The organism is Shinella sp. 838, from assembly GCF_029623935.1.
In the GTDB taxonomy this organism is placed as follows: domain Bacteria; phylum Pseudomonadota; class Alphaproteobacteria; order Rhizobiales; family Rhizobiaceae; genus Shinella.
Genome location: NZ_JARSBQ010000002.1, coordinates 513,853 through 529,169, shown reverse-complemented (window position 1 = coordinate 529,169; position 15,317 = coordinate 513,853). Strand labels below are relative to the sequence as shown.

The 15,317-nt window shown below is 64.4% G+C and carries 15 protein-coding genes; 11 read left to right on the top strand and 4 right to left on the bottom strand.

Annotation, left to right across the window (positions count from 1 at the left end; all coding sequences use genetic code 11):
- Positions 1-12: 12 nt before the first annotated feature.
- Complete coding sequence (gene fabD, locus P9A16_RS10220; protein ID WP_023513140.1) at positions 13-957, bottom strand: ACP S-malonyltransferase; 945 nt, start codon at positions 955-957, stop codon at positions 13-15.
- A 193-nt stretch (positions 958-1,150) separates the two neighbouring features.
- Here fabD and P9A16_RS10215 point away from each other — a divergent pair, with 193 nt between their 5' ends.
- Positions 1,151-2,194, top strand: a complete 1,044-nt coding sequence (locus P9A16_RS10215; RefSeq protein ID WP_023513141.1) for an aldo/keto reductase — start codon at positions 1,151-1,153, stop codon at positions 2,192-2,194.
- Positions 2,195-2,250: 56 nt separating this feature from the next.
- On the opposite strand, the gene P9A16_RS10210 is transcribed toward P9A16_RS10215, so the two are convergent.
- Together P9A16_RS10210 and P9A16_RS10205 are read right to left on the bottom strand one after the other, a co-directional pair.
- On the bottom strand, positions 2,251-2,724 hold the full coding sequence (locus P9A16_RS10210) for a VOC family protein (protein ID WP_023515804.1): 474 nt from the start codon (positions 2,722-2,724) through the stop codon (positions 2,251-2,253).
- A gap of 164 nt (positions 2,725-2,888) precedes the next feature.
- The gene (locus P9A16_RS10205) at positions 2,889-3,254 is read right to left on the bottom strand and encodes a hypothetical protein (protein WP_023515803.1); all 366 of its coding nucleotides are present in this window, start codon (positions 3,252-3,254) and stop codon (positions 2,889-2,891) included.
- Positions 3,255-3,602: 348 nt separating this feature from the next.
- Between P9A16_RS10205 and rpsF the strand changes: the two genes are divergently transcribed.
- The 6 genes from rpsF (at position 3,603) to P9A16_RS10175 (ending at position 9,362) form a co-directional block, all read left to right on the top strand.
- On the top strand, positions 3,603-4,055 hold the full coding sequence (gene rpsF, locus P9A16_RS10200) for a 30S ribosomal protein S6 (protein WP_023515802.1): 453 nt from the start codon (positions 3,603-3,605) through the stop codon (positions 4,053-4,055).
- 24 nt (positions 4,056-4,079) lie between these two features.
- Complete coding sequence (rpsR, locus tag P9A16_RS10195) at positions 4,080-4,328, top strand: 30S ribosomal protein S18 (RefSeq protein ID WP_023515801.1); 249 nt, start codon at positions 4,080-4,082, stop codon at positions 4,326-4,328.
- A gap of 265 nt (positions 4,329-4,593) precedes the next feature.
- On the top strand, positions 4,594-5,568 hold the full coding sequence (locus P9A16_RS10190) for a DUF2232 domain-containing protein (RefSeq protein WP_023515800.1): 975 nt from the start codon (positions 4,594-4,596) through the stop codon (positions 5,566-5,568).
- 21 nt (positions 5,569-5,589) lie between these two features.
- Entirely contained in the window at positions 5,590-6,168 is a 579-nt protein-coding gene (rplI, locus tag P9A16_RS10185) for a 50S ribosomal protein L9 (protein ID WP_023515799.1), read from the top strand.
- A gap of 220 nt (positions 6,169-6,388) precedes the next feature.
- Positions 6,389-7,675, top strand: a complete 1,287-nt coding sequence (locus tag P9A16_RS10180) for an SAM-dependent methyltransferase (protein ID WP_024271294.1) — start codon at positions 6,389-6,391, stop codon at positions 7,673-7,675.
- 187 nt (positions 7,676-7,862) lie between these two features.
- The gene (locus P9A16_RS10175) at positions 7,863-9,362 is read left to right on the top strand and encodes a replicative DNA helicase (RefSeq protein WP_023515061.1); all 1,500 of its coding nucleotides are present in this window, start codon (positions 7,863-7,865) and stop codon (positions 9,360-9,362) included.
- Positions 9,363-9,529: 167 nt separating this feature from the next.
- On the opposite strand, the gene P9A16_RS10170 is transcribed toward P9A16_RS10175, so the two are convergent.
- A complete protein-coding gene (locus tag P9A16_RS10170; RefSeq protein ID WP_272789104.1) occupies positions 9,530-10,117 on the bottom strand; it encodes a hypothetical protein in 588 nt (195 codons plus the stop codon).
- A 115-nt stretch (positions 10,118-10,232) separates the two neighbouring features.
- Here P9A16_RS10170 and alr point away from each other — a divergent pair, with 115 nt between their 5' ends.
- The 4 genes from alr to purF all read left to right on the top strand — a co-directional run bounded on the left by alr (position 10,233) and on the right by purF (position 15,311).
- Positions 10,233-11,402 (top strand): alanine racemase, encoded by a 1,170-nt coding sequence (alr, locus tag P9A16_RS10165; protein WP_050743152.1) that lies wholly within the window; start codon positions 10,233-10,235, stop codon positions 11,400-11,402.
- Positions 11,403-11,459: 57 nt separating this feature from the next.
- Positions 11,460-12,863, top strand: coding sequence for a DNA repair protein RadA (radA, locus tag P9A16_RS10160; RefSeq protein ID WP_023516733.1), 1,404 nt, complete (start codon positions 11,460-11,462; stop codon positions 12,861-12,863).
- A gap of 144 nt (positions 12,864-13,007) precedes the next feature.
- Positions 13,008-13,625 carry a CvpA family protein gene (locus P9A16_RS10155; RefSeq protein WP_023516732.1) on the top strand — a complete coding sequence of 206 codons (618 nt, stop codon included), beginning with the start codon at positions 13,008-13,010 and terminating at the stop codon, positions 13,623-13,625.
- A gap of 192 nt (positions 13,626-13,817) precedes the next feature.
- Positions 13,818-15,311: an amidophosphoribosyltransferase gene (purF, locus tag P9A16_RS10150; RefSeq protein WP_023516731.1), complete on the top strand. Its 1,494-nt coding sequence runs from the start codon at positions 13,818-13,820 to the stop codon at positions 15,309-15,311.
- The last annotated feature ends 6 nt before the right edge of the window (positions 15,312-15,317 follow it).

Below are 15,317 nucleotides of genomic sequence, written 5' to 3'. Positions count from 1 at the left end.
TTTAAGATTAGATCAACCGATGAGGGCTGCGAGCGCGCTGTCGATATCGGCGGGCGTGTTGATGGCGATGCCGGTGACGGACTTGTCGATGCGGCGGGCAAGGCCCGTCAGCACCTTGCCGGAGCCGACCTCATAAAGCGTGGTGACATTGTTTGCCGCGAACCATTCGACCGTCTCGCGCCAGCGCACCTGGCCGGTGACCTGCTCGACGAGCAGGCGGGCGATCTCCTGCGGCTCACTGACCGGAGCCGCGCGTACATTGGCAATGACGGGCACGACCGGCGCCTTGACCGAAACGCCTGCCAGTGCCTCGCGCATGGCGTCGGCGGCCGGGCCCATCAGGGCGGAATGGAAAGGGGCGGAGACGGACAGCATCAGCGCACGCTTGGCACCCTTTTCCGTCGCAAGCCGGGCCGCGACCTCGACGGCCGGCTTGGAGCCGGAAATGACGAGCTGGCCACCGCCGTTGTCGTTGGCGATCTGGCAGCTGCCGCCGGTGGAGGCTTCCTTGCAGATGGCTTCGACATCCGCCTGTTCCAGGCCGATGATGGCAGCCATCGCGCCTTCGCCGACCGGGACCGCGGACTGCATGGCATTGCCTCGGATGCGCAGAAGGCGTGCCGTATCGGCCAGCGTGAAGGTTCCGGCGGCACAGAGCGCCGAATATTCGCCGAGCGAGTGTCCGGCGACATAGGAGACCTGATCCTTCAGCGACAGGCCGCGCGCCTCGAGCACGCGCATGACGGCGATCGACACCGCCATCAGCGCCGGCTGGGCGTTGGCCGTCAGCGTCAGCGTTTCTTCCGGTCCTTCGAACATGATGGCGGAAAGGTTCTGGCCGAGCGCCTCGTCGACTTCCGCGAAAACGGCGCGCGCCTCCGGGAAGGCTTCCGCGAGATCCTTGCCCATGCCGACGGCCTGGCTGCCCTGGCCGGGGAAGGTGAATGCTACGCTCATAGGGGTCTCTCCCGTCTCATGTTTTCTTTTCCATTCACATTCCGACCCGGCGAGTCAAGGCGTGCGGCAGGCTTCCGGCACCTCAAAGCCGGCATTTCCAAGGCCTTCACACAGGGAAAAGGCGCTTTCCGTCTTGCGATTCACGAGGAGCCGCCTACAGTCGCGCCGTTTCCACAACAGGATTTCTCCTCCCATGAAGTATAATCCGCTTGGCCGGACCGGCATCAGCGTGTCGGAAATCTGCCTTGGCACGATGACCTGGGGCTCGCAGAACAGCGAGAAGGACGCGCACGACCAGCTCGACTATGCGTTCGCCCACGGTGTGAACTTTATCGATACTGCCGAACTCTATCCGACGACACCGCTTTCCGCAGAAACCTACGGCGACACCGAACGGTTCATCGGCACGTGGATGCAGGCGCGCGGCAACCGCGAGAAGGTCATCCTCGCCACCAAGGTCGCCGGCCCCGGCCGCCCCTATATCCGCGGCGGCGCGCCGATGAACCGTGCCGGCATCCTTGACGCCATCGACGGCAGTCTCCAGCGCCTTAAGACCGACTATGTCGACCTCTACCAGCTGCACTGGCCGAACCGCGGGCACTATCACTTCCGCAACGCCTGGAGCTACGACCCGTCGAAGCAGGATCGCGAGGCGGTTGCCGCCGAGCTGGCGGAAGCCCTCGAAACCGTCGGGGAACTCGTCAAGGCCGGCAAGGTGCGGGCCCTCGGCCTTTCCAACGAGACGGCCTGGGGCACAATGCAGTTCCTGCGCCACGCCGAGGCCAGGGGCCTGCCGCGCGTCGCCTCGATCCAGAACGAATACAATCTGCTCTACCGGGCCTATGACCTCGATCTTGCCGAAGTCTCGCACCACGAGGATATCGGCCTGCTCGCCTATTCGCCGCTCGCTGCCGGGCTTCTGACGGGCAAGTATCTCGACGGCGCCCGCCCCGAGGGGTCGCGCCTGACGAAGAACGGCGACCTCGGCGGCCGCTACCAGCCGCTTCAGGAGCCGGCCGTGCGCGCCTATGTGGACCTTGCCAAGGAGCACGGGCTGGACGCCGGCCAGATGGCCCTCGCCTTCTGCCTGGCGCGGCCCTTCATGGCCTCCGTCATCATCGGCGCGACGTCGATGGAGCAGCTGAAGACGGATATCGGCGCCGTCGACGTAACTCTCTCGGCCGACGTGACGAATGGCATCCGCCGCATCCACCGGCTCTATCCCGCGCCGATCTGACAAGAAGCGGGCGGCCATTGGCCGCCCGTCTCTTATCTTCCGAAAGGGTTCGCGACTCAGCCGCGCCGGGCCGCCTCGATGGCGGCGACGTCGATCTTCTTCATCGTCATCATCACGTTGAAGGCGCGTTTCGCCTCGTCGCCACCGGCGGCAAGCGCATCCATGAGGACGCGCGGCGTGATCTGCCAAGAGATACCCCATTTGTCCTTGCACCAGCCGCACTCGCTTTCCTGCCCGCCATTGCCGACGATCGCATTCCAGTAACGGTCGGTCTCTTCCTGATCCTCCGTGGATATCTGGAAGGAGAAGGCTTCGTTGTGCTTGAAGGTCGGCCCGCCGTTCAGGCCGATGCACGGAATGCCGGCGACCGTGAAGCCGACGACCAGCACTTCTCCCTGCTTGCCATCGGGGTAATCGCCCGGCGCGCGGGTGACATCGCCCACGGCGCTGTCGGGAAACGTCGCGGCATAAAAGCGGGCGGCCGCTTCGGCATCCTTGTCAAACCACAGGCAGATCGTGTTCTTCGGCATTGGTGCATCCTCCATCCGGTTACGAGGCCATCGATCGCGGCCCATGCAGTGTAGACGTTCGGCGCGGCCGCGACCCGACACCGGGCTTCAAAAAAACCGCGACGACGAAAGAAACCCGCCGTTGCCGACGGGTTTCCTTTCGCCCTGCTCTTTGCGGGGTGACGTTACGGCGTGGTCGTGGTCGCGCCACCACCTTCGGCGGGCTGCTGGCCGCCGCTCGGCTGGCCTTCCAGCGGCTGCGTGCCGGTAGCACCGCCCGTCTGGCCATCCGTTGCCGTGCCGCCGGCCGGCGCCGTGTCCGTCGTGCCGATGGCCGAGGTGTTGGCGTTCGGGTCGACGCCGTCACCCGGCGTTCCGCTGCCGACGAAATAGAAGATGCCCACGGCAACGAGCACTGCGAGAATCACGGCCACTGCCCAGCCGCCCGTGCCACTCCCGCTGCTCTGGTTCACGACGGTCGGTCCGCGGTCATCCACCGGACGCGTCGTGCGATCTTCCGGGGGACGATTGACAAGGTTCGGGTCTTGCATGTCTGTCACTCCATCTGGTTGGATCGGAATGAACAACGCGGCGTCTTCCATTTGGTTCCCGCCCTGTTGCAAAACGGGTCAGCACGCTTCTGGAGTGCAAGACTTGCTTTCCGCCGGAAAATCCGTATAAGGCGCGCTGTTCAACACACCCGGTCAATCGGCTGGTGGCTGAACGGAGGGCCGGCGATCCCAAAAGACCGCCGTTGGAGCCAAGGGCTCCGGCCTCCCGTGTCTCCGCTCTCGACCGTCTGGATTAACGCTTTTCTTGCTTCGGGCTTTCCGCCCTTGAGAACTGTCGTTGAGGCTTGGCGCCGGTTTCGGGTGTAAACGCAAGAAAGGCAAAGCCACATGGCTCTTTACGAACATGTATTCCTGGCCCGCCAGGACGTGTCCGCCCAGCAGGTCGACGCTCTCGTCGAACAGTACAAGGGTGTGATCGAATCGCTCGGCGGCAAGGTCGGCCGGGTTGAGAACTGGGGCCTCAAGTCCCTCACCTACCGCATCAAGAAGAACCGAAAGGCGCATTACGCGCTGATGGACATCGACGCTCCGGCCGCCGCCATCCACGAGATGGAACGCCAGATGCGCATCAACGAAGACGTTCTTCGTTACATGACCATCGCCGTGGAAGCCCACGAAGAAGGCCCGTCGGCCATGATGCAGAAGCGTGACCGCGACGACCGTCCGCGCCGTGATGGCGACGATCGTGGCCCGCGCCGCGATTTCGGTGACCGTCCGCGCCGCGACTTCGGCGACCGCCCGCCGCGTGGCGACCGTCCGGCCCGTGAAGACCGCGCGTAATCGAAGCAGAAGGAGATTTTGACTATGGCTGATGTTTCTTCCGCTCCGGCACGCCGTCCGTTCCACCGCCGCCGCAAGACCTGCCCCTTCTCGGGCGCAAACGCACCGAAGATCGACTACAAGGACGTCCGTCTCCTGTCGCGCTACATTTCCGAGCGTGGCAAGATCGTTCCGTCCCGCATCACGGCCGTTTCCCAGAAGAAGCAGCGCGAACTCGCCAAGGCGATCAAGCGCGCCCGCTTCCTCGGCCTGCTGCCCTACGTCGTAGCGTAAGCATACTGACTCTGCGGCCTGACTCGACGTCGGGCCGGGATGCATGACTCCGGGGAAGACGGTTCTGCCGCCTTCCCCCTTTCCCTTCCGCGTTGGGCGCGGATCGGAGCCGCCGGCTTTCAGAGAAATTCCAGCAAAAGTGTGAAACGGTTTTGCGTCCGGGATTGCGAAAAATCTGAAGCCTAATCCCATGTTGGGGAAACAGTCCTGAACAAGTTTGTCAGGAAGCTCCTCTAACTGTCTGATGAGACAGGACAGCGAACCTTTGAAGACCTTGACGCCGACCTCGATTGCGACCGGCCTGATTGCCGGTGTGACCGCCGCTCTGCTTTCGCTGAGCGCGAACGCGCAGTCGACTCTCGCGATCGTGCTTTACGCCGCGTCCGCTCTTCCGATTCTGATTGCCGGCCTCGGCTGGGGCAATGCCAGCGCGCTGATCGCCGTCGTCGCCGGCGGCGCGACCGCCTCCATGCTGGTCTCCTCGCATTTCGCGCTGCTGATCGTCATCATCACGCTGATCCCGGCCGGCTGGCTCTCCAATCTCGCGAATCTTGCCCGCCCCGCCTCCGAACTCGGCGGCCCGGACAATGCACTCGCCTGGTATCCGCTGTCCAACATCCTCGCACATCTCGCCGTCATGGTGACGCTCGGCATGGTCGCCGTCGGCGCGATCGTCGGCTACGACAGCGCCATGGCGAGCCAGCTCGTCGATATCGTCATCGCGACGCTGAAAGCGCAGGAACCGCTCTACAATCCCGATGCGACCGCCGTCGCGCAGCTCAAGGCCGTTTTCGCGCTGGCGCTGCCGCTGGTGCAGGGCGCTCTCTGGGTGTTCCTGCTGTTCGCCGCATACTACGTTGCGACCTTCATCGTGCGCCTGTCCGGCCGCGGCCTTCGCCCGCGCGAGGATATGCCCTCGACGCTGCGCATGCACCGCAACGCGATCTTCTTCTTCCTCGCCGGTCTCGTTCTCGCCTTCATGGGCGGCGTGCCGGCGATCATCGGCGCGCTCGTCTGCGGCACCTTCGGGGCCGGTTTCGTGCTTGCCGGCTTTGCGAGCCTGCATTTCAGGACGCGCGGCAAGCCGTGGCGGCTGTTCGCCCTGTGGTTCGCCTATATCTCGGTACTGCTCTTCACCATACCGATCTTCGCCATCCTCATTCTGGGCCTGATGGACACGCGGCGCACCATCGCGCTGACGCCAGCCGGCCCGGCAGAGAAGAAAAACCAGAACACCTGACATTCAGAAAGGAACTCTAAAATGGACGTCATTCTCCTCGAACGCATCGCCAAGCTCGGCCAGATGGGCGAAACCGTAAAGGTTCGCGACGGCTTTGCCCGTAACTACCTGCTGCCGCTCGGCAAGGCGCTGCGCGCCAACGAAGCCAACAAGAAGCGCTTCGAATCCGAGCGTGCGACGCTCGAAGCCCGCAACCTCGAGCGCAAGTCGGAAGCCCAGGCCGTCGCCGAGAAGCTCGACGGCAAGTCCTTCATCATCGTCCGCTCCGCCGGCGAAACCGGCCAGCTCTACGGCTCGGTCGCTGCCCGCGACGTCATCGAGGCGCTGGCTGCCGAAGGCTTCAACATCGGCCGCAACCAGGTCGAGCTCAACACCCCGATCAAGGCGATCGGCCTGCACAAGGTCGTCCTGCACCTGCACGCCGAAGTCGAGATCTCGGTCGAAGTCAACGTTGCCCGCTCCGTCGAAGAAGCCGAACGTCAGTCGAAGGGCGAAAGCCTGACCTCTGCCGACGCCATCTACGGCGTTGACGAAGACGCCCTGACGGCAGCCGACTTCTTCGATCCGGAAGCCGACGGCGTAGACGAAGACGAAGCCTGAGAACAACAGTGAGCCGGCTTTGCCGGCTCATCTGCTTTTTGGGGCCGGCTTTGCCGGCCCTTTGCTTTTGCGGCAGCCGAAAGGCACGGCTTGAAATCCGGATTTTCGCATCAATATTTATATGTCGTTAGACTGGATTGGCGGTCGGGCCGCTTTTTTTAGGCCGGTTTGCGACCAGACCCGTTCCGCCAGATTTTTTAAGCGCGACGGAGTTTAGCGAATGAAATTCATTGTACAGGCTCTCGTTTCCCGCCTCGTCGAGACCGGAAATCTGACGATCACCTACCCGGACGGCACCCGCCAGAGCTTCGGCGACGGCACCGGAAATCCCGTCCACATGCGTCTCAACACGAAGAAAGCGGTCTGGGGCCTCGCCCTCGACCCTGCCTACTATCTCGGGCATCACTATGGCACGGGGGATATCGAGATCGTGGAGGGCGATATCTACGACCTCCTGACGACCATCTTTACCGGCAATCCCGATTTCAAATATTACGACAGTCGCTGGAACCACCTGCTCGAACGGGCGCGCTACCTCTTCCGCTGGATACGGGAGAAGAACAGCATCGTACGCTCGCGCAAGAACGTGCAGCACCACTATGACCTGACGGGTGCGCTCTACGATCTCTTCCTCGACCAGGACCGGCAATATTCCTGCGCCTATTTCGAACGGCCGGACCAGACGCTCGACGACGCGCAGCTTGCCAAGAAGCGCCACATCGCGGCAAAGCTCAACATCATCCGGCCAGGTCAGAGCGTGCTCGACATCGGCAGCGGCTGGGGCGGCATGGCGCTCTACCTCGCCCGGCAGCTCGGCGCCAAGGTCACGGGCGTGACGCTCTCCGACGAGCAGCACGCCCTTTCCGTGACGCGGGCGAGCGAAGCCGGACTCTCGGAAGAGGTCAGGTTCCTGCTGCAGGACTATCGCAACACGGACGGCCCGTTCGACCGCATCGTCTCGGTCGGCATGTTCGAACATGTCGGCCGCCCGAACTACCTGACCTTCTTCCGCAAGAGCGCGTCGCTCCTGAAGCAGGACGGGGTGATGCTGCTGCACACGATCGGCCGCACGGACCGTCCCTCCGCCAACAACCCGTTCATCGAGAAGTACATCTTCCCGGGCGGCTATATCCCTGCCCTTTCGGAGGTCATGCAGGCGGTGGAGAAGAGCGGGCTTGCCGTGACGGATGTGGAAATCCTGCGCCTGCACTATGCCGAAACGTTGCGCCACTGGCGGGAACGCTTCATGGCCCGGCGCGACGAGGCCAAGGCGCTCTACGACGAGAAATTCTGCCGGATCTGGGAGTTCTACCTCGCGGCCTCCGAGAGTGCCTTTCGCTGGCAGAACCTCGTCGTCTTCCAGCTTCAGCTGGCGCATGACCAGAAGGCCGCGCCGCTGACGCGCGAATATATCGGCCGGGGCGAGGATTGTCTCAAGGCGCACGAGGGCAATCCCAAGGGCGAACGCCGCGGTGCGCGGCAGTTTCCGCAGGAAGCCTCGCTCTGAGATTCGAAAGCGGTGTCAACCGAAAGCCAGCAGGCCCGGCGCAATCCGGGCTTGCTGTGTCCCGCACGCCTGTGGAAAAGTCTAACAACGGGCTTAATGGTCGGGCCGAGTCGGAAGCGCTTGACCCCCGACAGCAAAGAAACCAAACCAGCGGCCTTCGCAAAAAGGGATGGGGAGATTCGGGACGATGAACGACGCCGTGCGCAAACTCAGCCAGGCGGGCCGCGACAATGCGGAGCTGCATCATCGCGAGGCACCGAACAACGTCGAGGCCGAACAGGCGCTGCTCGGCGCGATCCTGGTCAACAACGATGCCTATTACCGCGTCTCGGATTTCCTGAAGCCCATGCACTTCAACGAGCCGCTGCACCGCAAGATCTACGAGCTTGCCGGCGACACGATTCGCATGGGCAAGATCGCGACGACGATCACGCTGAAGACCCACCTGCCCGCCGACGGCAAGGTCGGCGACCTGACGATCCCGCAGTACCTCGCGCGCCTTGCCGCCGAAGCCGTGACGATCATCAACGCGGAGGATTACGGCCGCGCCATCTATGACCTGGCGCTGCGCCGCTCGCTGATCACCATCGGCGAGGACATGGTCAACATCGCCTATGACGCGCCGCTCGATATGCCGCCGCAGAACCAGATCGAGGATGCCGAACGGCGCCTGTTCGAACTGGCCGAAACCGGCCGCTACGATGGCGGCTTCCAGTCGTTCAACGATGCCGTTGCGCTGGCGATTGACATGGCCGGCGCCGCCTTCGAGCGCGACGGCTCGCTATCGGGCATTTCCACCGGCATCCACTCGCTCGATGGCCGCATGGGCGGCCTGCAGCGCTCGGACTTGATCGTGCTCGCCGGGCGCCCCGGCATGGGCAAGACCTCGCTTGCCACCAACATCGCCTACAACATCGCCGCCTCCTACGAGCCGGAAGTGCAGGCGGACGGTTCCTTCAAGGCGAAGAACGGCGGCGTCGTCGGCTTCTATTCGCTCGAAATGTCGTCCGAACAGCTCGCAACGCGTATCATTTCCGAGCAGACGGAAGTTTCCTCGTCAAAAATCCGTCGTGGTGACATTTCCGAGGCCGATTTCGAAAAGCTGGTCGCCTGCAGCCAGATGATGCAGAAGGTGCCGCTCTATATCGACCAGACCGGTGGTATCTCGATCGCCCAGCTTTCCGCCCGCGCCCGCCGCCTCAAGCGCCAGCGCGGCCTCGATTGCCTCGTGGTGGACTATATCCAGCTGATGACCGGCTCGGGAAAATCCAGCGACAACCGCGTGCAGGAAATCACCCAGATCACCACCGGCCTCAAGGCGCTCGGCAAGGAGCTGAACGTGCCGATCATCGCGCTCTCCCAGCTCTCCCGTCAGGTGGAAAGCCGCGAGGACAAGCGCCCGCAGCTTTCCGACCTTCGCGAATCGGGCTCGATCGAACAGGACGCCGACGTGGTGCTCTTCGTGTTCCGCGAGGAATACTACGTGAAGAACCTCGAGCCGCGCGACGAGTTCGACCCGAAATACGAAGAGTGGAAGATGAAGTTCGAGGCCGTGAAGGGCACGGCGGACGTCATCATCGCCAAGCAGCGCCACGGACCGACCGGCACGGTGAAACTGGCCTTCCAGTCGGAATACACCCGCTTCACCGACCTCGCCGATCCGTCGTTCACCCAGTACGAGCATTGACGGGAGCCGGGATTCGCCCCTCACCCTCTCTCCGCAAGCGAGGAGAGGGAACTTGCGTCACGAACCATCATTGGTTGGGGAAGCCGGTGCCGCACATCCCCTTCGCCCCGCTTGCGGGGAGAAGGTGGCCGGCAGGCCAGATGAGGGGCAATCCTCCTCTTGCACGCTCACCGCTTCCCGAAAGCCGGGGCCTTGCAGAAATCGCCCACGATGGCAAGCGCCCGCCGGCCGCGCGCCTTTTGCTCCTCGTCCATCATCGACAGGTCCAGCCTGTCGGAGCAGGTGCCGTCAGAGGCCCCACTCTCCCCTGAAAGCGCCATGCGGCTCGAACAATAGAGCCCCTCGCCCGTCAGAACGATCTGCTCCACGTCGGGAGAGGCGAGCGGAATGGGTTTTGCCTCCGCGATCATGTCATCGGCAGAGGCATAGGCCGTGACCGCCGTCACGCGGCTGAGATCGACCAGGCCGAGCGTCAGCGTCGCCCACTTTTCCGGGAACTGCAGGGCTGCGGTCGTGCGGGCACGGCAGGGCGCTCCGGAGACTTCCAGCCGGGTCACCAGCCGGGGCGCCTCGGGATTGTCGACGATGGAATAGTAGATGTCCGCGCCCGCCTCGCGCACCGGCACCGCACCGTCCTGGGCAAGGCCGAGCAGCACCGCATGCGCCTCGCGCATCGCGGCATCCGTCGGCACGCTCTCCGCAACCGCCGCCTCGCCCGAAAGGGCGAGGGCCATCGCCCCAACGGCCGTTCTCATTCCTGCCCGCATCGTCTCTCCCTTTCGGCGCGGCACCATAGAGGCCGCGTTTCGTACCGGCAATGCAGCCGGCGGCCGTATTGCCGCCATGGTCCACAGGCTGTATCTCACTGAAATGAGCACGCACCACACGCCCACCCGCTCCACCCTGCCCGTCGCCGGCGAGGACCATGCTCGTCTGACGATCGATCTTTCTGCGCTTGCCGACAACTGGCGCGCCATGGCGCGGCGCTCCGGCGCGGCGCGCACCGCCGCGGTGCTGAAGGCCGACGCCTACGGCATCGGCCTCGAACCGGCGGCAAGGACCTTTCATCTGGCAGGTGCGCGCGATTTCTTCGTCGCCACCCCGGCGGAAGGCGCTGCGTTGCGCGCGACGCTGCCGGATGCCCGCATCTACGTTCTGTCCGGCATGTGGGCCGGCTCCGAGCGGCTGTTCTTCGAGTTCGACCTCGTGCCGGTCATTGCCTCGGAGGAACAGCTCGCCGTCTTCATGGCCGCGGTCTCCGACGGAAGCGACCACCCCTGCGTGCTGCATGTCGACACGGGTATGAGCCGGCTCGGCCTGCGCGTCGAAGATGCCCTGGCGCTTGCCGGCGACGTGGCGCGGCCGGCGAGCTTCTCGCCGATCATGCTGCTCAGCCATCTCGCCTGCGCGGATGATCCGAACCACCCGCTCAACCGCCAGCAGCTCCAGCGGTTCCGCACCGCCGTCGATGCCTTCGACGGCATCGATGCGACGCTGGCCAATTCGGCCGGCATCTTCCTCGGCGAAGAGTATCACTTCACCCTCACCCGCCCGGGCATCTCGCTCTATGGCGGCGCGGCCGTCAACGACGCGCCGAACCCGATGAAGCCGGTCGTCACCGCCGAAGCCCGTATCCTCCAGGTGCGCGAGGCGAAAGCCGGCGAAAGCGTCAGCTACGGCGCCACCACCGTCTTCACCCGCGACACGCGCATCGCCGTCGCCGCGGTCGGCTATGCGGATGGCTACATGCGCGCCCTTTCTGGCTCAGGCGTGCCGCTGCGCAAGACGAACGTCCCGGGTGCCAGCGGCGTGCTGCACGGCCGCGCGGTACCGCTGATCGGCCGCGTCACCATGGATCTCACCCATTTCGACGTGACGGACCTGCCGGAGGGAAGCGTCCGGCCCGGCGACTTCATCGAGCTCTTCGGCCGTAATATGCCCATCGAGGATGTGGCCCGCGCCGGCGGCACGATCGACTACGAGCTCCTGACCAGCCTCGGAAGGCGTTACGAACGACGCTACGAAGCGGCGAAAAAATAGGACACGTTCCCCTTTTGTGCTAGGGACTTCCGGAACGATTCCGGAAAGCGAGATTTTATGGCGAAAGCCCGCACCCAATTCGTCTGCCAGAACTGCGGCACCGCCCATTCCCGCTGGGTCGGGAAATGCGAGGGCTGCGGCGAGTGGAACACCGTCGTCGAGGAAGATCCGATGGGCGGCATCGGCTCCGGCCCCGGCAAGGTACCGAAGAAGGGCCGCCCCGTTGCGCTGACCGCTCTCTCCGGCGAGATCGAGGAAGCCCCGCGCATCCACACCGGCATCGGCGAGCTCGACCGTGCCACAGGTGGCGGCTTCGTGCGGGGCTCGGCCGTGCTGATCGGCGGCGATCCCGGCATCGGCAAATCCACCCTTCTTATGCAGGCCGCCGCCGCCCTCTCCCGCCGCGGCCACCGCATCATCTATGTCTCGGGCGAAGAGGCCGTGGCGCAGGTGCGCCTGCGCGCCCAGCGCCTGCAGGCCGCCGAGACCGACGTGCTGCTCGCCGCCGAGACCAATGTCGAGGACATCCTCGCCACCGTCGGCGAAGGCAAGCGGCCCGATCTCGTGATCATCGATTCGATCCAGACCCTGTGGAGCGACACCGCCGAGGCCGCGCCCGGGACGGTGACGCAGGTGCGCACCGGCGTGCAGGCGATGATCCGCTTCGCCAAGCAGACGGGCGCCGCCATGGTGCTCGTCGGCCATGTCACCAAGGAAGGCCAGATCGCCGGCCCGCGTGTCGTCGAGCACATGGTCGATGCCGTGCTCTATTTCGAAGGCGACCGCGGCCACCACTACCGCATCCTGCGCACCGTCAAGAACCGTTTCGGCCCGACGGACGAGATCGGTGTCTTCGAGATGTCCGACAAGGGCCTTCGCGAAGTCTCAAACCCGTCCGAACTCTTCCTCGGCGAGCGCAATGCGAAATCGCCGGGCGCGGCGGTCTTTGCCGGCATGGAGGGCACGCGGCCAGTGCTGGTCGAGGTGCAGGCCCTCGTCGCCCCCACCTCGCTCGGCACGCCGCGCCGTGCGGTCGTCGGCTGGGATTCGGCGCGGCTTTCGATGATCCTCGCCGTGCTGGAGGCCCATTGCGGCGTGCGCCTCGGTCAACACGACGTCTACCTCAATGTGGCGGGCGGCTACCGTATCTCGGAACCGGCTGCAGACCTTGCGGTCGCCTCGGCGCTCGTTTCGTCGCTTGCCGGTCTTGCCCTTCCTGCCGATTGCGTCTATTTCGGCGAAGTCAGCCTGTCGGGCGCAATCCGCCCGGTGGCGCACACCGCCCAGCGCCTCAAGGAGGCGGAAAAGCTGGGTTTTTCGCAGGCCGTCCTGCCCGCCGGTTCCGCCGATCTGCCCAAGGGCAATGGCGGCCGCTGGAGCGAGATCGACAGCCTGCCGGATCTGGTGGCGCGCATTGCCGGTTCGAAGAGCGCCCTGAAGCGGGAAGACGAGGACGTTTGACGCCCTCCGGCAAACGGCAATGGCCTGTGGGAAACATCGGTCGCCGGCGTGCCGAACTGAGACGGCGAAGACGCCTTCCGCTAAGGTGCCCCCGCTTGAACGAGGCGGGGCCCGGCGACATTTCGGGTTTGGAGTAGGACGAACATGCCCATCACAATTCTCGACGGTATCGTCATCGGCGTCGCGCTGTTCTCCGCCGTACTGGCGATGGTGCGCGGTTTTTCGCGTGAGGTGCTCTCCGTCGCCAGCTGGGTGGGTGCCGCGGCAGCCGCCTACTTCCTCTATCCGGTCCTCGTGCCCTATGCGAAGGACTATACGACGAGCGATACGGTCGCCATGGTCGGCTCGGCTGCTGCCGTCTTCCTCGTCGCGCTCATCGTGATCTCCTTCATCACCATGCGCATGGCCGATTTCATCATCGACAGCCGCATCGGCGCGCTGGACCGTACGCTTGGCTTCCTGTTCGGTGCAGCGCGCGGCATCCTGCTCGTCGTCGTCGCCATGCTGTTCTTCAACTGGCTGGTCGCGCCGCAGCAGCAGCCGTCCTGGGTCACCACGGCAAAATCCAAGCCGCTGCTCGACAATCTCGGCTCGCGCCTCGTGGCGCTCCTGCCGGAAGATGCCGACGCGACGATCCTCGACCGCCTGCGCGGCAAATCCGCCGAAGGCGCGCCCACCGAAGGCGGCACGGAGGATCCGGATGGCGCCTCCGGCGGCACGAACCAGGCGCCCGCCGAAGAGACGCCCGCCACAAACGGATAAATCGATCAGGGGAGCTGATACTCGCGAGAAATGGCGAAGGCAGGCTCCCCGATTTTTTGGTAGGATAGACCATCAGCCACTGACGCTTCCGGGCCTCGGTGGCAAATGCTTTAGGCAATACCCATATGGGCCTTGCCGAATGACCCAGAACCCCGTGCAACCTCTTACGGTCCCGAGCAAAGGCTTGCAGCAATGAGCGACTTCCAGTTCCCCGGCCGCCACGACGACGATCTCGATGGCGACACGCTTCACGAAGAGTGCGGCGTCTTCGGCATTCTCGGTCATCCGGAAGCCGCAACGCTGACGGCGCTCGGCCTGCACGCGCTCCAGCACCGCGGCCAGGAAGCCGCCGGTATCGTCTCCTTCGACGGCAAGCAGTTCCATACGGAAAAGCATATGGGCCTCGTCGGCGACCACTATACGAACCCGGTGACGCTCGCCAAGCTGCCCGGCAACATGGCGATCGGACACACGCGCTACTCCACGACGGGAGAAGTGGCGCTGCGCAATGTACAGCCGCTCTTTGCGGAACTGGAAGTCGGCGGCATCGCCGTCGCCCATAACGGCAACTTCACCAACGGCCTGACGCTGCGCCGGCAGATCATCGCGGGCGGCGCCATCTGTCAGTCGACATCGGACACGGAAGTGGTGCTCCACCTCATCGCCCGCTCGCGCTACACCTCCACGACCGACCGCTTCATCGATGCGATCCGCCAGATGGAAGGCGGCTACTCGATGCTCGGCATCACCCGCACCAAGCTGATCGCCGCGCGCGACCCCACGGGCATCCGTCCGCTCGTCATGGGCGAGCTCGACGGCAAGCCGATCTTCTGCTCGGAAACCTGCGCGCTCGACATCATCGGCGCGAAGTACATCCGCGACGTCGAGAACGGCGAGATCATCGTTTGCGAAATCCAGCCGGACGGCTCGATCACCATCGAGGCGAAGAAATCGGGCAATCCGCAGCCGGAACGCCTCTGCCTCTTTGAATACGTCTATTTCGCCCGCCCCGATTCCGTTGTCGGTGGCCGTTCGGTCTATGTCGCACGCAAGAACATGGGCATGAACCTTGCCAAGGAACACCCGGTCGAGGGCGACGTCGTCGTTCCCGTCCCGGATGGCGGCACGCCCGCGGCACTCGGCTACGCGCAGGAAAGCGGCATCCCGTTCGAATACGGCATCATCCGCAACCACTATGTCGGCCGCACCTTCATCGAGCCGACACAGCAGATCCGTGCCTTCGGCGTGAAGCTGAAGCATTCCGCCAACCGCGCGATGATCGCCGGCAAGCGCGTCATCCTCGTCGACGATTCGATCGTGCGCGGCACGACGTCGCTGAAGATCGTGCAGATGATCCGCGATGCAGGCGCCAAGGAAGTGCATATCCGCGTCGCCAGCCCGATGATCTTCTACCCCGACTTCTACGGCATCGACACGCCCGACCGGGACAAGCTGCTCGCCAACCAGTACAACGACGTCAAGGCGATGGCGAAGTATATCGGGGCGGATTCGCTGGAGTTCCTCTCCATCGACGGGCTCTACCGCGCCGTCGGCGGCGAGGGCCGCAACCCGGCCCGCCCGCAGTTCACCGACCATTACTTCACCGGCGACTATCCGACGCGCCTCCTTGACAAGGAAGGCGAGACGATGGGACGGAAGGTCTCGGTAATGGCAAGCAACGGATAATCGAAG